Source organism: Streptomyces sp. NPDC058877, assembly GCF_042742855.1.
GTDB lineage: Bacteria > Actinomycetota > Actinomycetes > Streptomycetales > Streptomycetaceae > Streptomyces.
Window position 1 is genome coordinate 26,606 of sequence record NZ_JBHYMF010000044.1, and the last position, 20,118, is coordinate 46,723.

Consider the following 20,118-nt stretch of genomic DNA (forward strand, 5'->3'; position numbering starts at 1 on the left):
ATGGGGCGCATGGGATTCCAAGTCGATTCCGAGACCGGGCGGCTGCGCCGTGTCATCCTGCACCGGCCCGATCTGGAGCTGAAGCGGCTCACGCCGACCAACAAGGACGCTCTCCTCTTCGACGACGTCCTCTGGGTGCGGCGGGCCCGGCAGGAGCACGACGGATTCGCCGACGTGCTGCGCGACCGGGGGGTGGAGGTGCACCTCTTCGGGGACCTGTTGCGGGAGTCCTTGGAGGTGCCCCCCGCACGTGCGCTCGTCCTCGACCGGGTCTTCGACGAGAAGGAGTACGGTCCGCTCGCCGCCGACCACCTCCGTGCCGCTTTCGACGCGCTGGACGCCGCCGCCCTGGTCGAAGCGCTCGTCGGGGGCATGACGAAGCGGGAGTTCCTGGCGGCGCACCGGGAGCCGACCTCGGTCCGCTTCCATGCCCTCGACCTGGACGACTTCGTCCTCGGACCGCTGCCGAACCACCTCTTCACCCGTGACACCTCGGCCTGGGTCTACGACGGGGTCTCCATCAATGCCATGCGCTGGCCGGCCCGGCAGCGGGAGACGGTGCACTTCGAGGCGATCTACAAGCACCATCCGCTGTTCACGGGCCCGGAGGCGGGTTCCTTCCACCACTGGTCGGAGGGGCAGGCGGACTATCCCTCGACCATCGAGGGCGGGGACGTCCTCGTCATCGGCAACGGTGCCGTGCTCATCGGGATGAGCGAGAGGACCACGCCACAGGCCGTGGAGATGCTGGCCCGGCGGATGTTCGCGGCCGGTTCGGCGCGCACGATCGTGGCCCTGGACATGCCGAAGCGACGTGCGTTCATGCATTTGGACACGGTGATGACGATGGTCGACCAGGAGACGTTCACCCAGTACGCAGGGCTCGGCATGCTCCGCTCCTACACGATCGAGCCCGGTGACGCGGGGCAGTCCCTGCGGGTCACCGACCACCCGCCGGAGCAGATGCACAGCGCGATCGCAGCGGCCCTGGGGCTCCAGGACATCCGGGTGCTCACGGCGACGCAGGACGTGCACGCGGCGGAACGCGAGCAGTGGGACGACGGGTGCAACGTGCTGGCCGTGGAGCCGGGAGTGGTCGTCGCGTACGAGCGGAACGTCACGACCAACACGCATCTGCGCAAGCAGGGCATCGAGGTGATCGAGATCCCCGGCAGCGAACTGGGTCGGGGGAGGGGCGGTCCGCGCTGCATGAGTTGTCCTGTGGAGCGGGACGCGGCCTGAAGGGCCCTGGGGACCCCGGGCGGGGCGTCGACGGCATGCCCTACGGGGGCCGGTAGCCGGGGGGTGAGGGGAAGGGCCCGGGCGAAGGGGGAGGACGAAGGGGGCTGTATAGAAATGCCGATGTGTGTATAGACTTCCATCGTTCGTCCGTTGCCCCCGACCGTATCCAATGGAGCGCTTCCCATGGCTACTGACCTCATCGGCCGCCACTTCCTCAAGGAGCTGGACTTCACCGCCGAGGAGTTCCGCGGCCTGATCGCGCTCGCCGCCGAGCTCAAGGCCGCCAAGAAGGCGGGCGCCGAGGTGCAGCGGCTGCGCGGGAAGAACATCGCGCTGATCTTCGAGAAGACCTCGACGCGCACCCGCTGCGCCTTCGAGGTCGCCGCGGCCGACCAGGGGGCCTCCACCACCTATCTGGACCCGTCCGGCTCGCAGATCGGCCACAAGGAGTCGGTCAAGGACACCGCCCGGGTCCTCGGTCGGATGTTCGACGGCATCGAGTACCGGGGGGACAGCCAGGCGAACGTCGAGGAGCTCGCCGCCCATGCGGGCGTACCCGTCTTCAACGGGCTCACCGACGACTGGCACCCCACCCAGATGCTGGCCGACGTGCTCACCATGACCGAGCACGTGGACGAGCCGATCGACGGGATCTCCTTCGCCTACCTCGGTGACGCCCGCTTCAACATGGGGAACTCCTACCTGGTCACCGGTGCCCTGCTCGGCATGGACGTCCGGATCGTCGCCCCCGAGGCGTACTGGCCGGCCGAGGAGGTCGTCACGGCCGCCCGGGGGCTCGCCGGGGCCAGCGGCGCCACGATCACGCTCACCGAGGACGTGACGGAGGGGGTCGCCGGCGCCGATTTCGTCGTCACCGACGTCTGGGTCTCCATGGGCGAGCCCAAGGAGGTCTGGGACGAGCGGATCGCCGCCCTCGCCCCGTACTCCGTGACCATGGACGTGCTGCGGGCCACCGGGAACCCGGACGTCAAGTTCCTGCACTGCCTGCCCGCCTTCCACGACCTGGGCACGGCCGTCGGGCGGGACGTCCACGCCCGGCACGGTCTGACCGAGCTCGAGGTGTCGGACGAGGTCTTCGAGTCCGAGCACTCGGTCGTGTTCGACGAGGCGGAGAACCGGATGCACACGATCAAGGCGGTGCTCGTCGCCACCCTGGCGGGGGTGCGCGGGGCGTGACCGGGGCCGACCGGGCGGACCCGCGGTCCGTCAGGACGCCTGGTGGTGGCGCTGGGCCGGTACTCCCGGAAGCGTGAACCAGACGGCCTTCCCGCGCGGAGTGGGTCGGTGGCCGCAGTCGCTGCTGAGTGCCCGGATCAGGAACAGGCCCCGGCCGTTCTCCTGCCAGGGGTCGACCCCTTCTTCCGGGGCGGGGCAGGTCAGCTCGCCGGGGCGGGCCGGCCGGGAGTCGTGGACTTCGACCTGGCAGCCGCCGGGGGCGGTCGGCAGTTCGATGACCAGCTCGATGGGGCCGAGCCCGGCGGTGTGCTCGACGGCATTGGCGACGAGCTCGGCGGTGAGCAGCTCTGCCGTGTCGGCATCGGGTCGATCGGGGGCCGTCGGGTCGAGGTCGGCCAGCGCGGTGCGGATCATGGCGCGGGCGATCGGCACGGCGGCGGTGGTGTGGGGGAGGTGGATGCGCCAGGAGGTGCCCGGTGTGGTCGCGAGCGCGGTTCCGGGCGCGACGGAGCCCGGACCGGTGGGTCCGATGGCTTCGGGCATGGGGACGGGGTCCTTGTCTTCTCGGCTGGGCAGGGACGGGGCGAAGGGGATGTTTCATCCCGATGCCCTCTTATTTCAACCTTAAAAAGTGAAAAGAGGATTTTCCAGAGCATCCCCGCCCTCGCGCCAGGGACTTAGGTCACGGATGGCCGGGCCTTTCGGCAGGGGGTGCCTCCCTTCTCTTTATCGCGTGGACATGACGACAGTCACAACCAGGTGATACCCTCCGGGAGGAGGAAGGAGGCCCCTCGGATGAGCCCCTTTACCGGCTCTGCGGCCCGTACGACCCGCTGGCAACACCTGCGCCTCGACATCGACCAGGGCGTCGCCACCGTCACCCTCGCCCGCCCCGAGAAGCTCAACGCCCTCACCTTCGGCGCCTACGCGGACCTGCGCGACCTCCTTGCCGAGCTCTCCCGCGAGCGCGCCGTCCGCGCCCTCGTCCTCGGCGGCGAGGGCCGCGGCTTCTGCTCGGGAGGCGACGTCGACGAGATCATCGGCGCCACCCTCGCCCTCGACACCGCCGAACTCCTCGACTTCAACCGGATGACCGGTCAGGTCGTCCGGGCGCTGCGCGAGTGTCCCTTCCCGGTGGTCGCGGCCCTCCACGGCGTCGCCGCCGGCGCCGGTGCCGTCCTCGCGCTGGCCGCCGACTTCCGGGTCGCCGACCCCACCACCCGTTTCTCCTTCCTCTTCACCCGGGTCGGACTCTCCGGCGGCGACATGGGGGCGGCCTACCTGCTGCCCCGGGTCGTCGGACTCGGGCACGCCACCCGTCTCCTCATGCTCGGCGAACCCGTCCACGCGGCCGAGGCCGAGCGCATCGGCCTCCTCAGCGAGCTCACCGAGCAGGGCGCGGCGGACACCCGCGCCGCGGCCCTCGCCCGGCGCCTCGCGGACGGCCCCGCCCTCGCCCTCGCCCAGACCAAAGCCCTGCTCACCGCCGAGCTCGACATGCCGCTCGCCGCCTCCGTGGAACTGGACGCGGCCACCCAGGCGCTCCTGATGAACGGCGAGGACTACGCGGAGTTCCACGCCGCCTTCACCGAGAAGCGCCCCCCGAAGTGGCGGGGGTGCTGATCGTGTCCCCGGGCCCCGGGCACAACCCCGGAGGAGGCCCCGCCACGACCCCCGCCCGGATCGCGGTCGTCGGGGGAGGCCCCGGCGGCCTGTACGCCGCCGCCCTGCTGCTGCGTCAGGACCCGACCCGCCAGGTGACCGTCTGGGAACGCAACGCGCCCTCCGACACCTTCGGCTTCGGCGTCGTCCTCTCCGACGAGACCCTCGGCGGCATCCGGGACGCCGACCCCGTCGTGTACGGGGCGCTCCACGAGGAGCTCGTCCGCTGGGACGACATCGACGTCGTCCACCGCGGCCACCGCACCACCTCCACCGGCCACGGCTTCGCCGCCCTCGGTCGCCGCCGGCTCCTGGAAATCCTGCACGCCCGCTGCACCGACCTCGGCGCCCGGCTCCACTTCCGCACCGAGGCCCCGCCCGCCGAGGTCCTCGCCGCCGACCACGATCTGGTCATCGCGGCCGACGGCGTCCACAGCCGCACCCGGGACGCCCGTGCCGCGCACTTCCGCCCACGGATCAGCACCCACCGCTGCCGCTACATCTGGCTCGCCGCCGACTTCCCCTTCGAAGCCTTCCGCTTCGAGATCGCCGAGACCGAGCACGGCGTGATGCAGCTCCACGCCTACCCCTTCTCCGCGTCCTCCTCCACCGTCATCGTCGAGATGCGCGAGGAGGTCTGGCGGGCCGCGGGCTTCCACGAGCTCGACGAGGCCGAGTCCACCGCCCGTTGCGCCAAGGTCTTCGCCGAGGCGCTCGGCGGTCGGGAGCTCCGCTCGAACAACTCCACCTGGACCGCCTTCCGCACGGTCGCCAACGAGCGCTGGTCGTACGGCAACACGGTCCTCATCGGCGACGCCGCACACACCGCGCACTTCTCCATCGGTTCCGGCACCAAGCTGGCCGTCGAGGACGCCGTGGCCCTGGCCGCCGCGATCGACGCGCACCGGGACCTCGACGAGGCCCTGGTCGCGTACGAGACGGAACGCCGGCCCGTCGTCGAGTCCACCCAGCGCGCGGCCCGCGCCAGCCTCCACTGGTTCGAGGAGCTCGCCGGACACGTCGACCGGCCGCCCCGCCGGTTCGCCTTCGACCTCCTCACCCGCAGCCGCCGGGTCACCCACGCCAACCTCCGGCTGCGCGATCCGGCCTTCACCGCCGCCGTCGAGGCGGACTTCGGGTGCCCGCCCGACACCCCGCCCATGTTCACGCCCTTCCGGCTGCGCGGACTGACCCTCCGCAACAGGGTCGTGGTCTCCCCCATGGACCTGTACGTCGCCGAGGGCGGCGTCCCCGGCGACTTCCACCTCGTCCACCTCGGCTCCCGGGCCCTCGGCGGCGCCGGGCTCGTCATGACCGAGATGGTCTGCGTGAGCCCCGAAGGACGCATCACCCCCGGCTGCACCGGTCTGTGGAGCGACGAGCAGGCAGCCGCCTGGACCCGGATCGTCGACTTCGTCCACGGCTCCTCGCCCGGCACCGCGCTCGGCGTCCAACTGGGCCACTCCGGCCGCAAGGGCTCCACCCGCCGCATGTGGGAGGGCATCGACCAACCCCTTCCGGAATCCAACTGGCCGCTCGTCGCCGCCTCACCGCTGCCGTACCGAACCGGCGTCAACCAGGTTCCGCACGCCCTCGACCGTGCCGGACTCGCCGCCGTGCGCCAGGAGTTCACCGCCGCGGCCCGACGCGCCGCCCGCTGCGGCTTCGACCTCCTCGAACTCCACTGCGCCCACGGCTACCTCCTCTCCGGCTTCCTCTCCCCGCTCACCAACCACCGCACCGACGGCTACGGAGGAGACCTCGCGGCCCGACTGCGCTACCCCCTGGAAGTCTTCGACGCGGTGCGCGAGGCATGGCCGGACGACCGCCCCGTGACCGTCCGCATCTCCGCCACCGACTGGGCGCCGGGCGGCACGACCGTCGAGGACGCCGTCGAGATCGCCGCCGCCTTCGCTTCCCACGGGGCCGACGCGATCGACGTCTCCACCGGCCAGGTCGTCCCCGAAGAGGAGCCCGCCTACGGGCGCTCCTACCAAACGCCCTACGCGGACCGCATCCGCAACGAGGTGGGGGTCCCCGTGATCGCGGTCGGCGCGATCTCCTCCTGGGACGACGTCAACTCCCTGTTGCTGGCGGGACGTGCGGACCTGTGCGCCCTCGCCCGCCCGCACCTCTACGATCCGCACTGGACCCTGCACGCGGCTGCCGAACAGTCCTACCGGGGCCCGGCCGCCCCCTGGCCGGCCCCGTACCGCGCGGGCAGCCGCCGTCCTCCGACCGGCCGCCGCGAGTGAGGACCGGACCCCCGGGACCCGGCCGGTGCCCCGGGGCCGGGGCGGATCCACGGCCCGCGTGACCTGAGGCCCTCTCCCCCGGCCCGCCCCGACCGCAGCCGGAGCGGGGCACTCCGGGGCCTTCAGGAACCGCCGGGTGGGCCCCCGGCCCCGTCAGCGGACAGCATCGGGCGCACATGTGCCGCCCCCCGCTCCCACAGCAGTTCGTGCAGGGAGGCGAAGACCTCCGCCGAACGGCGCCCCGGCCAGTCGTCCGGCAGGAGTTCCGCCGGGAGCACCGGGTCCGCGTAGGGGAGCCGCCGCCAGGAGTCCAGGGCGAGGAGGTAGTCCCGGTAGGCATCCTCGGCGCCCTGCGGCGCTGACCGCCAGCTCCGCAGGACCGGCTCGTGGACCGTCAGGAACTCCTCGTGGAGCCCGGCGATCGCCGGCAGGTCCCACCAGCGGGCCACCGCTTCGGCCGTCGCCGCGTACCCGAGGTGATCGCCCCGGAAGAGGTCCACGTACGGCGACAGCTCCAGGCGCTCCAGGGCGTTCCTGGTCTCCTCGTACAGCCTGGCCGGCGCGATCCAGACGCCCGGTGCCGCGGTGCCGAAGCCCAATCGGGCCAACCGGGACCGCAACAGGTGCCGCTTGTGCCGCTCGGCCTCGGGAACCGAGAAGACGGCGAGGACCCAGCCTTCGGAGAGCTTCGGCTCGTTGCGGGCGTAGATCCGGCGGTCGCCGTCGTCCAGGAGCCGCCGGGCGTCCTCCGAGAGGGCGTAACCGGCGGCACCGCCCCCCGTCCGGCCCGGCAGCAGCAGCCCGCGGCGCTTGAGGCGCGACACCGAGGACCGCACCGAGGGCGCGTCCACGCCGAGGACGGCGAGCAAGCGGATGAGCGCCGAGACCGGTACCGGGGAATCGTCGGGCCCACGACCGTACGCGCCGTAGAAGGAGACGATCAGGGAACGGGGGGTGTGCTGCTCGACCACGTGATCACTCTAGGGGGTGCCGCGCAGGTCGTGTCGGGCCGCACGGGTGCCCGTCGTTCCGGGGCGCCGGACCGTGCCGGACCGTGCCGGGCCTGCCCGGGCCCCTTTGACGGCCGGGGTCACGCCGTGTCCCGCAGCCGGAAGCGCTGGAGCTTGCCGGTCGCCGTGCGCGGCAGCGCGTCCAGGAAGACGATCTCCCGGGGCGATTTGTAAGGGGCGAGGCGGGCGCGGACGAAGGCCCGGAGCGCGGCGGCGGTGCCCGCGTCGCGCGGCACCCCGTCCCGTACCACCGCGTACGCCACGACGACCTGACCGCGCAGCTCGTCCGGGCGGCCCACCACCGCCGTCTCCACCACGTCGGGGTGGTCGAGGAGCGCTTCCTCGACCTGGGGACCGGCGATGTTGTACCCGGCAGAGATGATCATGTCGTCGGCGCGCGAGACGTAGCGGAACCAGCCGTCGGGCTCGCGGACGTAGGTGTCGCCCGTGAGGTTCCAGCCGTCCCGCACGTACTCCTCCTGGCGGGGGTCGGCCAGGTAACGGCACCCCACCGGGCCGCGCACGGCGAGCAGCCCCTCCTCGCCGTCCGGGACCGCCCGCCCGGAGCGGTCCACGACCTTGGCCTGCCAGCCGGGCACCGGCCGACCGGTGGTGCCGGGGCGGATGTCGCCGTCGGCGGCCGAGATGAAGATGTGGAGCAGTTCGGTCGCTCCGATGCCGTTGATGAGCCGCAGGCCGGTGCGCGCGTACCAGGCCCGCCAGGTCGCCTCCGGGAGGTTCTCGCCGGCGGAGACGCAGCGGCGCAGCGAGGACACCTCGGGGGCGGTGCCCTGGGCCAGTTCGTCGAGCATGACCCGGTACGCCGTGGGGGCGGTGAACAGCACCGAGACCCGGTGCCGCGCGATCGCCGCGAGCAGCTGTTTGGGCCCGGCCTGTTCGAGCAGGACCGCGCTGGCCCCGGCCCGCAGGGGGAAGAGGACGAGTCCGCCGAGCCCGAAGGTGAAGGCGAGCGGCGGGGATCCGGCGAAGACGTCGTCGGGCCGCGGGCGCAGCACGTGCGCGGAGAAGGTGTCGGCGACGGCCAGCACGTCCCGGTGGAAGTGGACGCAACCCTTCGGCCGTCCGGTGGTGCCGGAGGTGAAGGCGATGAGGGCCACGTCGTCGGCGGCGGTCGCCACCGCCTCGTACCGGCCGGGGTGGCGGGTGGCGAGGGCCAGCAGGTCGTCCGGTGCGTCCCCGCCGAAGGGGGTGATGCGGAGCCCGGGGATCCGGGCCGCGAGGAGTTCGTCCAGGACCTGGACGTCGCAGAGCGCATGGGTGCAACGGGCCGCGTCCGCCATCACGGCCAGTTCCGGGGCGCGCTGCTGGGCCAGGACGGTGACGGCGACGCCGCCGGCCTTCATCACGGCGAGCCAGCAGGCGGCCAGCCAGGGGGTGGTGGGGCCGCGCAGCAGCACCCGGTTGCCGGGCTGCACCCCGAGGTCGTCGGTGAGGACGTGGGCGAGGCGGTCGACGTGCGCGCGGAGCTCGCCGTAGCTCCAGACGCCGCCCTCGCCGTCGCGGAAGGCGGGCCGGTCGGCGCCGAACCGCTCCATCGTGCCGTCGAGGAGTTCCGCGCCGCAGTTGAGCCGGTCGGGGTAGACGAGCTCGGGGAGGTCGAAGACGAGGTGGGGCCACCGGTCCGGTGGAGGCAGCCGGTCGCGGGCGAAGGTGTCGAGGTGGGCCGAGGGCGTCAGCTCCATGAGTCCGTCCCCCTGTCGTGGTGGGGTCGACCGTCGCTCCATGAGCGTATCGTGTTGGTGACGGCAGTCAACGGTTCGCGACAAGAGCATCGAAGGGCGTAGCCCGGGGGACAACGGAGGGAGCGTGCAGCAGGGCGCCCGCGAGCGCCGCCGCACAAGCGTCGGAGGACGTCGGTGCCGGGGCGCCGAGGAGCGTCGGAACCAGGGCGCCCCAGGGCGCCGCCGTACGGGCGCCGCACGGCGCCGGAACCAGGGCGCCCGAGGGCGTCAGAGAGGGCCCACATGCCCGCATTCTCGCTCGAACCCGACCAGATCACCTGGTGTGCGGAGCTCCGCACCCTCGCCGCCGAACGACTCAAGCCCCTCGCCGACCAGGGCGAACCGGGCCGGGTCAACCGGCCCCTCGTCGCCGCCCTCGGCGAGCTCGGCCTCCTCGCCCGCGTCTTCGACGCCGGCGCCCTCGACCTGTGCCTCCTGCGCGAATCCCTGGCCCGGAGCTGCACCGAGGCCGAGACCGCCCTCGCCCTCCAGGGACTCGGCACCCACCCCGTCGCCGCCTTCGGCACCGCCGCCCAGCGCGCCCGCTGGCTCCCCGAGGCCACCGCCGGACGCGCCGTGGCCGCCTTCGCCCTCTCCGAGCCCGACGCCGGCTCGGACGCCGCGGCCCTCGCCCTCGACGCGGTCCCGGACGGACGCGGCGGCTGGCGCCTGCACGGCGAGAAGCGCTGGATCTCCAACGCCCCCGAAGCCGATTTCGCCACCGTCTTCGCCCGCACCACCCGGGGCGCCGGAGCCCGCGGAGTCACCGCCTTCCTCGTCCCCGCCGACCGCCCCGGACTCGGCGGCGAACCGCTCGACATGCTCGCCCCGCACGCCCTGGGCACCCTCACCTTCGACGGCGTCCCCGTCGGCCCCGAGGACCTGCTCGGCGCGCCGGACCGGGGCTTCCGCGTCGCCATGAACACCCTCAACCTCTTCCGGCCCAGCGTCGGAGCCTTCGCCGTGGGCATGGCCCAGGCGGCCCTCGACGCCGCCCTCGCCCACACCTCCGCCCGCCCCGCCTTCGGCGGCGTCCTCGCCGACCTCCAAGCCGTCTCGCACCGCATCGCCGAGATGGCCACCCGCACCGAGGCCGCCCGCCTCCTGGTGTACGCGGCGGCCGTCGCGTACGACGAGGGCGACCCGGACGTCCCCCGGCGCTCGGCCATGGCCAAGCTGCTCGCCACCGAGACCGCCCAGTACGTCGTCGACGCGGCCGTCCAGCTCCACGGGGCACTCGCCCTCCAGCGAGGCCACCTCCTGGAGCACCTCTACCGCGAAGTCCGGGCGCCCCGGATCTACGAGGGCGCCACCGAGGTCCAGCGCACGATCATCGCCAAGGAGCTGTACGCCGGCCGCACGGCCGCCCACGGTGCCACGACGCCACGAGGGGAGGCGCGGAGCGGGGAGGAACCGCACGCGCCGTCCCGCCGGAAGGAGCCGATCGCGTGAGCCTGCACCGACACAACCCCGCCGAACTCTCCCCGCCCACCGGTTTCTCCCACGCGGTCACCGCCACCGGGACCCGGTTGGTCTTCCTCGCCGGGCAGACCAGCCTCGACCGCGACGGCAAGGTGACCGGGGAGTCCTTGCCCGAGCAGTTCGAGACCGCGCTCACCAACCTCCTCGCCGCCCTCCGGCACGCCGGTGGCTCTCCCGCCGACCTCGCCCGCGTCACCGTCTACGCCGTCGACGTCGCCGACTACCGTTCGCACGCGCACGAACTCGGCCGGATCTGGCGCAGGTTGGCGGGGCGTGACTATCCGGCGATGGCCGTGATCGGGGTCGTGCGGCTCTGGGACGAGCAGGCGCTGGTGGAGTTGGACGGCACCGCCGTCCTGGAGTGACGGACCGAAGGAAGATCAACTGGTCGGCCTCTGGGGGCGGGCTTAGTGTCGAAAGGTGGACTGACCGGCCCACGGGTCCCACCGGTGAGGGCGCGATGCCTCATGAGTACCCCCAAGCCAAGCACCCCGCAGCAGACCGCGGCACCGAAGGGCAGTGGCGACGGCAAGGGCATCGCCCTGTTCGTCATCGCCTCCTGCCAGCTGATGGTCGTCCTCGACATCACCATCGTGAACATCGCGCTGCCCCACATCCAGCGGGCGCTCGACTTCTCGACCACCAGCCTGTCTTGGGTCGTCAACGCCTACACGCTGACCTTCGGTGGCCTGCTGCTGCTCGGTGGTCGCGCCGGTGACATCCTCGGTCGCCGCAGGGTGTTCATCTTCGGCGTGCTCCTGTTCGGACTGGCCTCGCTCTTCTGTGGACTGGCCCAGAGCGAGTGGCAACTCCTCGCGGCCCGCTCGCTCCAGGGCGTCGGCGGCGCCATCGCCTCCCCGACCTCGCTCTCCCTGATCACCACGACCTTCGACGAAGGCCCCGAACGCAACCGGGCCTTCGGCGTCTTCGCGGGCGTCTCGGCCGGTGGCGGGGCGATCGGACTGGTGGCCGGCGGCATGCTCGTCGAATGGCTCGACTGGCGCTGGATCTTCTTCGTGAACGTGCCGATCGCCGCGCTCATCGCCACCCTGACGCCCCGTCACGTGAAGGAGTCCGCGCGGCACCCCGGCCACTTCGACCTCGCCGGTGCCCTCACCTCGACGCTCGGCATGGTCGCCCTGGTGTACGGCTTCATCCGCGCGGCCCAGGAGGGTTGGCGCGACCCCTACGCGATCGGCTCGTTCATCGCTGCGGTCGTCCTCCTCTCCGTGTTCATCCTGAACGAACGGCGCTCGCAGCAACCGATCACCCCGTTGCACATGTTCGCCGACCGCAACCGTTCCGGAACGTACGCCATCATGCTGTGCCTCGCGGCGGCGATCTTCGGGATGTTCTTCTTCCTCACCCTCTTCGTCCAACAGGTCCTCGGCTTCAGCCCCCTGGCGACCGGCCTCGCCTTCCTACCGGTCAGCGCGATCATCGCGGTCGGCGCCGGGATCACCTCGAACCTGCTGCCGCGCTACGGGCCCAAACCCTTCATGGTGGTCGGTTCGCTCTTCGCCGCTTCGGGACTGTCCTGGCTGACCCTGACCGATGTGGACTCCACCTATCTGGGGAGCGTCCTCGGACCGATCCTCGTCTTCGGCTTCGGCATGGGCCTGATGTTCGTCTCCCTCACCATCATGGCGCTGTCCAACGTCGAACAGAAGGAGGCCGGGGCCGCGTCCGGACTGCTCAACGCCATGCAACAGGTCGGCGGTTCGCTCGGCCTGTCGATCCTGGTCACGGTCTTCGGCACCGCCAGCCGCAACGAAGCGGACGTCCAGGTGCCCCTGTTCCTCTCCCAGGCGAGCCTGCTGGAGAAGGCGCAGTTCGCCCAGACCGGCCAGCTCCCACCACCCTGGGGTGACCAGGTGCTGACCTCCGGCGTCTCGGCCGGCTTCGTCACCGCCGCCATCTTCGGTGCCGTGGCCTTCCTCATCGCCCTGTTCGTCATCCAGGTCCGCGCCTCGGACATCGAACGCCTCAAGGGCGGGGCGGGAATGATGCCGGGCGGCTGAGGAGCCGCGCGGCCGGCACGCCCTCCGGTCGCTCCCAGTGCGGGCGTGCGTTGTGCTCGACCGTCTCGATGACGTCCTCCAGCGCGCCCTCGAAAGCCCGTCCCGCCGCGCTCCGGGCGAACCCCCGCACCACGGCGGGCACGGCGGGCACCGTCGGCCCCCGTGTGGCCAGGGCCGTGGTGACGGCGGTGCTCACCACCGCGCGCATCTCGCCGGGGTCGACCGGACGTGCGGTGGAGAGCGAGGGGTCGGCGAAGAAGGCGCAAGGGGTCAGCTCCTCGCGCCCGGCGGCCCTCCGCCCCGCATCGCACACCGACCGGGGCCGCGGCGGGGCCCGAGCCGGGCTCGGGCCGGGCGGGGGCCCCGGTGCAAGGCCCGCAACCCGTGGACGCTTCGTGCCGGCTGCGCGGCGGCACGGTACGGGGGGCGTCGTCGCTCGGTCCGCGCCCGACGTCCTTCAGTGGCCCACGTCTCGCGACGGGGTTCCGGAAGGGCGGGCCTCGACGAAGAGCAAATTAACATTTGCGTACAACCATCGGTGCCGGAGGCGTGTCCGATGTACTGAAGAAACGTTTCCAGGAGGTTTTGCACGTGAAGTTGTCCCGGATCGCGGCAGCGGTCACCACCGCTGCTCTTGCTCCGGCTGTTCTCATCGCGTCCCCGGCGTTCGCCGCCGGTCCGGAGGGCCCGGCCGTCGGGCAGCAGCCGTCCGCCACCACGCCGGACGAGTCCGCACCCGACCAGGCCGAAGAGGACCGCAAGACCATCCTCGCGATCATCGCGGAACCGATGGCCAGCGAGTACATGAAGGAGGCGGGCCGGAAGGCCATCGCCGACGGCCCCCAGGCCATGAGGCGGTTCATCGAGGTCGACCAGCACCGCATTCGCATCGACGACTACCGGGTGGCGATCGCCCGTCTCGCCAATGACGCGGGTCCCATCCTCAAGGACGGCATTCGCCAGATCTTCAACGACCCCCAGACGCTCGAGCAGCTGCGGCACTTCTACGAGGTGACCCAGTACGAGCTGCGTGACCAGGACAATCGTGTCTTGATCGCCCAGCTCATCGACGGTGGCGGCCCCGAACTCGTGAAGGCGGGCCGTGCCGCCCTGGCGGGCACAGCCGAGGACCGGGTCGAGTTCTTGAAGGTGGGCCAGCACGAGGCTCGCGCCAAGGACAAGGCGGCCGAGGAGAAGGCGGCCGAGGAGAAGGCGGCCGAGGAGAAGGCGGCCGAGGAGAAGGCGGCCGAGGAGAAGGCGGCCAAGGAGAAGGCGGCCAAGGAGAAGGAAGCCGAGGACCACGAGGAGACCGGAGCCGGCGACGACGGCGCGGGCGAGGAAACCGGTTCCGGGTCGTCCTCCGGCACGGGTGCTGCGGCGACCGGCAACGGCTCCCTCGGCGTCCAGGGAGACCACGGCGCGACCCTGGCCGCCACGGGCACCGGAGACAGCACGAGCCTGGTCGCCGGCGGTGCCGGGGCCGTGCTGCTCGGTGCCGGCGGACTGCTGCTCGCCGCGCGGCTGCGCCGCCCCGGCGCGCGGGGCTGACCGGCCGGGCGGGGTGCGCCGGCACCCCGCCCCGTCGGATGCCCCGGAAAGGGCTCAGCGGCTCCAGGACCTGCCGCGATCCATCTCCCGAGTGGCCGGCCCGGGCAGATTCCCCTTCGGCTGTTTCACGGTCCTGCCCGCAGGTGCGGCCGAAAGCCGGGGGGAAGTCCCAGGGGAGTTCCGTTCGGACGCGGTCGCGGAGTGTGCCCGGTCGGGCTTTACTCCCGTCGGGTCAGGGCCGGGCCGAGGAACGGGCTGGGCGCGCCGTGCCAGAAGACGTCCACGCTGTCCCGAGCCCTGGTGGCCGCGACGAACAGCAGGGACCGGGCGCGCTGCATCTCCTGGCGGTACCGCCCGGGGTCGCTCGTGCGCAAGCGGCTCACCGCATCGCGCGGAACCAAGCCGTCCGACACACCCGCGATGATCATCCGCTGGTACTCGAGTCCCTTGAACCGGACGGCGCCCCGTCCCGTACCGGCGGAGGAGAACTTCTGCGCAACGGGTCGGGCGGGGGAGCGCCGTTGCCAGGAGGCCGCGCGGGCCGGCCGTCACCAGACCTTGCTGCTCCGGATGGAGAGCGAGGACCCGTTACCAGGACATCCCTTCGCTCCATCGCTGACGCCCACCCGCTGCCACCTCACCGCCCACTCGCCGTCGACCGTCCAATCATTACGTGTCACTGACGCATGGCCGGATCGCGCTCAAGCACGTGCGTGGTGGACCTGGCCCCTGACACAATCCCTCGCGCAACAGGCGGAGTTGGAGCCGTGCGCACATGTGGTGGGTGCGGCTCTGCTCCGACCCCCCCAGCACATCCGAAAGCAGGTACGACACTCCATGACGACGACGTCACGCCCCCGCGCCATACGCCGGAGGCGCACCGCCGCCCGCCTGACCACCCTGGCCCTGGCCTCCTGCGCCGGCCTGGCCATCGCCGCCTCGCCCGCCGCAGCCGCCGACCACCCCACCCGGCAGGAGCTCACCGCCGACTGCGCCTCCGGTCTCGGCAAGTGCACGTTCAACAACCCGGTGCTCGGCGAGGCGTACCTCGGGAAGTTCCGCCAGGTGTCGGACTCCCTGTACAACTGCAGCTCTTCGGACGCCACCCGGACCATGAGCTGGTCGGACTCGGTCGGCTCCACCGACTCGGTGGGCGTCTCCGTGACGACGGGAGGCAAGATCGCGGGCATCGTCGACCTGAGCGTGACGGCGACGTACGGCCACACCTGGTCGAGCACCCACACCGAGACCAACTCCCTCGGCATGACCGTCAAGCCGGGTGAGGTCGGCTGGATCTCCCGCGCGCAGGTCATGCAGCAGGTCTCCGGCACCTGGCAGACCCACTACGACAGCCGCAAGTGGGGCCACTACTACTGGTTCTGGCAGGACACCATCACGGGGCCCGCGAAGAACGGGACGAGCGGCAAGAACAACGCGGTGGTCGTCAAGACCCGGAAGATGACCGAGGCCGAGCGGCGGTCCTGCGGGGCCGAGGGCTACTCGGGGAAGGCGTTCGTGGAAAGCCGCTGACCGATCGGCGCGGGGCCGTCGGCGGATCCGCCAGCGCGCCCCGCGCACCACGAGGCCGTCGGCAGTTCCCCGAAGCCGGGGCCCGAACACCTCTTGAGTCACTGGTACGGGGGCTGGCCGAGGTCTCGTCTGCGCTCCTCCAGGCACCGCGCCCACAGCTCGTACGCCCGGTGCGCCTCGCGCACCGACTCTTCGGCGAACACCTCGTCGGCGAAGCCCACCGCGGCGGCCTGCTCCACCACGCGGACCAGGTGCGCCGCCACCGTGCCCAGGCGCTCGGCGTGCGCCCGCTGCAGCTCGGGCGCCAGCTCGTCCTCGCGGGCGGCCATGGCCATCAGGTCGTCGTAGCCGGCCTCGTCCGTGTAGGAGGAGGGAAGGGCGGGCAGGTCCGCCCCTGCGAGACGCCGCACGGCCGGCAGCGCACGCGGGGCGGGATCCTCCCGTCCGAGAACCCTCTGGAGCAGCCGACGGGTGTGGTCGGTGCTGCGCACCAGGACGGAGACGGCTTCGAGGGCGTCCAGCTCCCGGACGACGTCCCCGGTCGCCTCCGCCGCCAGCAGCGTCCTCAGCCGCTCGGCGACCCTCCGGCCCGTCTCCGAGGCTTCGTCGATCACGTCGTCACAGGCGTCGAGCTCGGAGAAGACCCGCCCGGCCGTGTGGACGGCGGCCTTCACCATCGCCGGGGTGTCGCCGTCGAACCGGCCGACCGCCCGGGCCAGCTGCGCGGAGGTCATCGAGAGCGCTGTGAGCAGCTCCTCCGACTGCCGCTGTCTGTCCGTCCCGTGCCGTGCAGTGCCGTGCACCGTTCCCCCGCTCTCCTGTGCTGTTCTCGCAGATCATGGAGGTGGTCCGTCGGGCGGGGCAACGTGCGGCAGGATGTCTGGCGGTTGTGTCACGGGGGTTGGCCGGAAAGGAGCGACGTGGTGGAGGCGTGGATCACAGGCGCTCCAGAATGCTCCGGTGCCCGCTCACGGGGCCGGCCGTGTCCCCGGGGCGCGGTGGGAGAGGCACGTCGTCCCCCGTGGTCTTCGGTGGAACCGCACACGACTGCCCGAGGAGCCGCACAGGGGGCTCGGCGGTTGCCGCGGCTCCGCCTGCCGGACCCGCACGCCCGCGACCGTCCGCACCGTTGTCCGCAGCCTTCCGCGCCGTTGTCCGCGGCCTCCCGGGGCGGGCGCGGGGAGCACACCACCGTTCCGACCCGAGGAGACCGATGCTCGATTCGTACCCGGAGTTCCAGCTGCGCCTTCCCCACGGCGGGCCCGTGGCGAGAGGCCGGCTGCTCTCCGAGATGGGGACCAACGGGAGCCAGAAGATGGTCGTCCTCGCCGGCTCCCCGGCGCGCCGGGACGTCGTGCCGTCGTTTCCGGTGCGGGGGCCGTCGTCGCACCGGCTCCGCGAGAAGCTGATCGAGGAAGGCACGATACGCGAGACCGACACCCGTCCCGGATGGCTTGAAGTGGTCCGGGACGTGGAGTGCAACTCACCGTCCGCCGCCGGTGACATCCTGATGGGCCGCAGCTGCAACGGCTGGCTGGAATGGAAGACCGACGACGGCCGGCCGCTCGCCGACTTCCTCGACCAGGTCTGGTCAGGCCCCAGCCGGGCATGGCTGGTGAGGGTGCCACACGCTTCGGGGACGGATCTGATCCGGCGGACGTGGCTGCCCGAGGGACGGGTGTCGCTCGCCGCCGCGCGCCTGCGTCCGGACGTCACCCAGGGCGTCAGCAAGGAGCAGCTGCGCACCTTCGTCGACGAGGACTACGAGTCGACCGCCACGTACAACGAGAAGGTGCAGCTCGTGGAGGAGTTCCACGCCTTCTTCTCCAGGATGAGGCCGGGTGACACGGTCTGCGCGGTCTCCGAGGGGCGGCTGTACGTCGGCGAGATCACGGGCAACGTCGAGCAGCGCCTCACCGACGACGGCAGCCGCACCCTGTGGCGCCCGGTGGAGTGGGGCGGCGGCGGCTTCCTCCTGGAGGACCTGACCGGGGAACTGCGGCAGAAGCTGTCGGTGCGGCACGGCCTGGTCGACCTCACCACGGTCAAGGCCGTCCTGGAGGGCCTCGGGGTCAGCGACAAGGAACTGGTGGAGGAGGCCGGAGCCGATCCGGACGGCACCGGAGCCGAGCCCCTGGCCGTCATCGCCCGCCGCGAGGCGGAGCTGCCCGAACCCACCGAGGAGCTCCGGAAGAAACTCCACGTGCACTCCCTGGACTGGCTGCAGGAGGTCAGGGAACTCCTCCACGACGAGCGACAGCTGATCTTCTACGGCCCTCCGGGGACCGGAAAGACCTTCCTCGCGCAGCAGCTCGCCGTGTTCTTCGGCGGCGGCCCCGAGCAGGTCGAGCTGGTCCAGTTCCACCCCTCGTACTCCTACGAGGACTTCTTCGAGGGCTTCCGCCCCCGTGAGGACCCGGGTACGCACGAGGTCGCCTTCCGGCTCACGGCGGGACCGTTGCGGGAGTTCGCCGAACTGGCCCGCCGGGAGGGCAACCGGCACATCCCGCACTTCCTGGTCATCGACGAGATCAACCGGGCCAACCTCGCCAAGGTCTTCGGCGAGCTCTACTTCCTCCTCGAATACCGCGACCGCTCGGTGCGGTTGACCTACTCGGACGAGGACTTCTTCCTACCGCGCAACCTCTTCGTCATCGGCACCATGAACACGGCCGACCGCTCGATCGCCCTCGTCGACGCGGCCATGCGCCGGCGGTTCGCCTTCGTCGAACTGTCCCCGCGCCTCCCACCGACGCAGGGGCTGCTGCGGAGCTGGCTGGAGGCCGAGGAGAAGGACCTCGAACCCGCCGACCTCCTGGAGGCCCTCAACGAGCGCATCGACGATCCGGACTTCCAGGTCGGCCCGTCGTACCTGATGAAGCCCGGCGTCTTCCGCGAGAAGGGACTGGAACGGACCTGGCGGACCAAGATCCTCCCCCTGCTCGAGGAACTCCACTACGGAGACGGTGTGGACGTCGAGCACCGCTACGGCCTGCCGGAACTGCGCAAGGCCCTCGCCAAGCGCGCCGCCCTTCCGGGGGCGGACGAGGGGACCGACTCGGAGTGACGCCCGACGTTCCCGGGGTGCCCGACGTCTCGCTCGTCGAGCACGCCCCTGCCCGGTCGTTCCGCCTGCCGGACGCCGTCGGCCGTGCGGTCGCCGCCGCGAAGATCCTCGAAGAGGCGGCGCCGGACCCCTACGAAGCGGGCTGCTGGAGGCTGCGGGCGGGGAGCAAGGTCGGAGCCGTCACCCTGGCCCTGCCCACCGGCGAAGGCACCACGGTGCGCATCGCTCCCAAGGTGCCGGTCACCCGCCTCCTCTTCCTGCTCGGCTACAGCAGGGACCCACGGGGCTGGCGGGACGACAACGTCGACGTGGCCGAGCACGACGAACTACTGCCGGGGCTCGCCCACGCCGTCGAGAGGCAGATCGACCGCGCCCTGCGACGGGGCCTGCTCCAGGGGTACCGCACCACGGAGGAGTCCTCCCACGTCGTGCGCGGCAGGCTTCTGGAGGCCCAGCAGATCCGGCGCCGCTTCGGGATCCCGCTGCCGGCGGAACTGAGCCACGACGAATTCACCACCGACATCGCCGAGAACCGCGTGCTGCGCTCGGCCGTCGACCGTCTGCTGTGCCTTCCCGGAATCCCCGGAAAGGTCCGCGCCCGTCTGATGCACCAGCGGTTCCGGCTGGCCGACATCACGCCGCTCCGGCCGGGCCGGCCGGCCGGTGACTGGCAGCCGACCCGACTCAACGCCCGCTATCACGCGGCGCTCCACCTCGCCGAGGTGGTCCTGCGCGGCTCCTCGGCCGAGCACGTGCCGGGCCGGCTGAGCATGAACGGCTTCCTCTTCGACATGAACACCGTCTACGAGGACTTCGTCTGCACGTCGTTGCGAGAGGCCATGCGCACCCGTAGGGGGAGGAGCGTTTTCCAGGCGCCGGACATCCACCTGGACGAGGGCACCTCCATTCGCCTCAGGCCTGATTTCGTCTGGTACGGAGAGTCGGGCAGGCCGGCGATCGTCGCCGACGCCAAGTACAAGGCCCGTAGGAGTCAGGGCTTCCCCAACGAGGACCTGTACCAAATGCTGGCCTACTGCACGGCCTTGGGACTGTCCGAGGGGCATCTGGTCTATGCGAAGGGCAACGCCCCGCGGACCAGTCACCGAGTGAGGCACGCCGGGATCGTCCTGCACCAGCACGCGATCGAGCTGGACCGGCAGCCCGCCGAACTGCTGGCCGACATGGAGGCCTTGGCTCGACGCATGGCTCACGACCCGGCAGAGTCCTAGCGACCCCGCCGCCAACGGGTACGCGGTCCACGGCGTCCGGCACGGCGACCTCGCCGTTCGGCCAGGTCTTCGGTGACACCTGCGTCCGACGCCGTGCCTCCACAGCGCGTCGCCCCGCCGGACGGATCCGGCG

At 71.8% G+C, this 20,118-nt stretch carries 16 protein-coding genes and 1 pseudogene; 11 read left to right on the forward strand and 6 right to left on the reverse strand.

The features are described from left to right. Window positions 1–9: 9 nt before the first annotated feature. Both ACFW2Y_RS13485 and argF read left to right on the forward strand, forming a co-directional pair. A complete protein-coding gene (locus ACFW2Y_RS13485) occupies window positions 10–1,242 on the forward strand; it encodes an arginine deiminase (protein WP_384877371.1) in 1,233 nt (410 codons plus the stop codon). Between the two features lie 183 nt (window positions 1,243–1,425). Further along, window positions 1,426–2,439: an ornithine carbamoyltransferase gene (argF, locus tag ACFW2Y_RS13490; RefSeq protein ID WP_384877373.1), complete on the forward strand. Its 1,014-nt coding sequence runs from the start codon at window positions 1,426–1,428 to the stop codon at window positions 2,437–2,439. Between the two features lie 30 nt (window positions 2,440–2,469). Here argF and ACFW2Y_RS13495 read toward each other — a convergent pair whose 3' ends face one another. Beyond that, window positions 2,470–2,982, reverse strand: coding sequence for an ATP-binding protein (locus tag ACFW2Y_RS13495; protein ID WP_384877375.1), 513 nt, complete (start codon window positions 2,980–2,982; stop codon window positions 2,470–2,472). 252 nt (window positions 2,983–3,234) lie between these two features. Here ACFW2Y_RS13495 and ACFW2Y_RS13500 point away from each other — a divergent pair, with 252 nt between their 5' ends. Then, complete coding sequence (locus tag ACFW2Y_RS13500; protein ID WP_384877377.1) at window positions 3,235–4,062, forward strand: enoyl-CoA hydratase family protein; 828 nt, start codon at window positions 3,235–3,237, stop codon at window positions 4,060–4,062. Further along, window positions 4,056–6,356 (forward strand): bifunctional salicylyl-CoA 5-hydroxylase/oxidoreductase, encoded by a 2,301-nt coding sequence (locus ACFW2Y_RS13505; protein ID WP_384877379.1) that lies wholly within the window; start codon window positions 4,056–4,058, stop codon window positions 6,354–6,356. The genes ACFW2Y_RS13500 and ACFW2Y_RS13505 overlap by 7 nt, the downstream gene beginning before the upstream one ends. A 122-nt stretch (window positions 6,357–6,478) precedes the next feature. On the opposite strand, the gene ACFW2Y_RS13510 is transcribed toward ACFW2Y_RS13505, so the two are convergent. Continuing rightward, window positions 6,479–7,327 carry a PaaX family transcriptional regulator C-terminal domain-containing protein gene (locus ACFW2Y_RS13510; protein WP_384877381.1) on the reverse strand — a complete coding sequence of 283 codons (849 nt, stop codon included), beginning with the start codon at window positions 7,325–7,327 and terminating at the stop codon, window positions 6,479–6,481. A gap of 119 nt (window positions 7,328–7,446) precedes the next feature. Beyond that, on the reverse strand, window positions 7,447–9,069 hold the full coding sequence (locus ACFW2Y_RS13515) for an AMP-binding protein (protein ID WP_384877405.1): 1,623 nt from the start codon (window positions 9,067–9,069) through the stop codon (window positions 7,447–7,449). 282 nt (window positions 9,070–9,351) lie between these two features. Here ACFW2Y_RS13515 and ACFW2Y_RS13520 point away from each other — a divergent pair, with 282 nt between their 5' ends. The 3 genes from ACFW2Y_RS13520 to ACFW2Y_RS13530 all read left to right on the forward strand — a co-directional run bounded on the left by ACFW2Y_RS13520 (window position 9,352) and on the right by ACFW2Y_RS13530 (window position 12,611). Continuing rightward, window positions 9,352–10,560, forward strand: coding sequence for an acyl-CoA dehydrogenase family protein (locus ACFW2Y_RS13520; RefSeq protein ID WP_384877383.1), 1,209 nt, complete (start codon window positions 9,352–9,354; stop codon window positions 10,558–10,560). Then, window positions 10,557–10,955: a RidA family protein gene (locus ACFW2Y_RS13525; RefSeq protein WP_384877385.1), complete on the forward strand. Its 399-nt coding sequence runs from the start codon at window positions 10,557–10,559 to the stop codon at window positions 10,953–10,955. Before ACFW2Y_RS13520 ends, ACFW2Y_RS13525 begins: the two co-directional genes overlap by 4 nt. 102 nt (window positions 10,956–11,057) lie before the next feature. Then, window positions 11,058–12,611: an MFS transporter gene (locus ACFW2Y_RS13530; protein ID WP_384877387.1), complete on the forward strand. Its 1,554-nt coding sequence runs from the start codon at window positions 11,058–11,060 to the stop codon at window positions 12,609–12,611. Here ACFW2Y_RS13530 and ACFW2Y_RS13535 read toward each other — a convergent pair. Next, a complete protein-coding gene (locus tag ACFW2Y_RS13535) occupies window positions 12,577–12,924 on the reverse strand; it encodes a hypothetical protein (RefSeq protein WP_384877389.1) in 348 nt (115 codons plus the stop codon). The genes ACFW2Y_RS13530 and ACFW2Y_RS13535 overlap by 35 nt on opposite strands. Window positions 12,925–13,202: 278 nt before the next feature. Here ACFW2Y_RS13535 and ACFW2Y_RS13540 point away from each other — a divergent pair, with 278 nt between their 5' ends. Then, window positions 13,203–14,159: an ALF repeat-containing protein gene (locus ACFW2Y_RS13540; protein ID WP_384877391.1), complete on the forward strand. Its 957-nt coding sequence runs from the start codon at window positions 13,203–13,205 to the stop codon at window positions 14,157–14,159. A 218-nt stretch (window positions 14,160–14,377) separates the two neighbouring features. Here the strand turns inward: ACFW2Y_RS13540 and ACFW2Y_RS13545 are convergent. After that, window positions 14,378–14,614 (reverse strand): annotated as a pseudogene (locus ACFW2Y_RS13545) (3'-5' exonuclease); the annotation flags it as partial. A gap of 382 nt (window positions 14,615–14,996) precedes the next feature. Here ACFW2Y_RS13545 and ACFW2Y_RS13550 point away from each other — a divergent pair. Further along, window positions 14,997–15,689 carry a hypothetical protein gene (locus tag ACFW2Y_RS13550; protein WP_384877393.1) on the forward strand — a complete coding sequence of 231 codons (693 nt, stop codon included), beginning with the start codon at window positions 14,997–14,999 and terminating at the stop codon, window positions 15,687–15,689. Window positions 15,690–15,787: 98 nt separating this feature from the next. Here the strand turns inward: ACFW2Y_RS13550 and ACFW2Y_RS13555 are convergent, their stop codons facing one another. Next, window positions 15,788–16,423, reverse strand: coding sequence for a hypothetical protein (locus ACFW2Y_RS13555; RefSeq protein ID WP_384877395.1), 636 nt, complete (start codon window positions 16,421–16,423; stop codon window positions 15,788–15,790). A 479-nt stretch (window positions 16,424–16,902) separates the two neighbouring features. Between ACFW2Y_RS13555 and ACFW2Y_RS13560 the strand changes: the two genes are divergently transcribed. Further along, a complete protein-coding gene (locus ACFW2Y_RS13560) occupies window positions 16,903–18,756 on the forward strand; it encodes a DUF4357 domain-containing protein (RefSeq protein ID WP_384877397.1) in 1,854 nt (617 codons plus the stop codon). Further along, window positions 18,753–19,985: an McrC family protein gene (locus tag ACFW2Y_RS13565; RefSeq protein WP_384877399.1), complete on the forward strand. Its 1,233-nt coding sequence runs from the start codon at window positions 18,753–18,755 to the stop codon at window positions 19,983–19,985. The genes ACFW2Y_RS13560 and ACFW2Y_RS13565 overlap by 4 nt, the downstream gene beginning before the upstream one ends. Window positions 19,986–20,118: the final 133 nt, after the last annotated feature.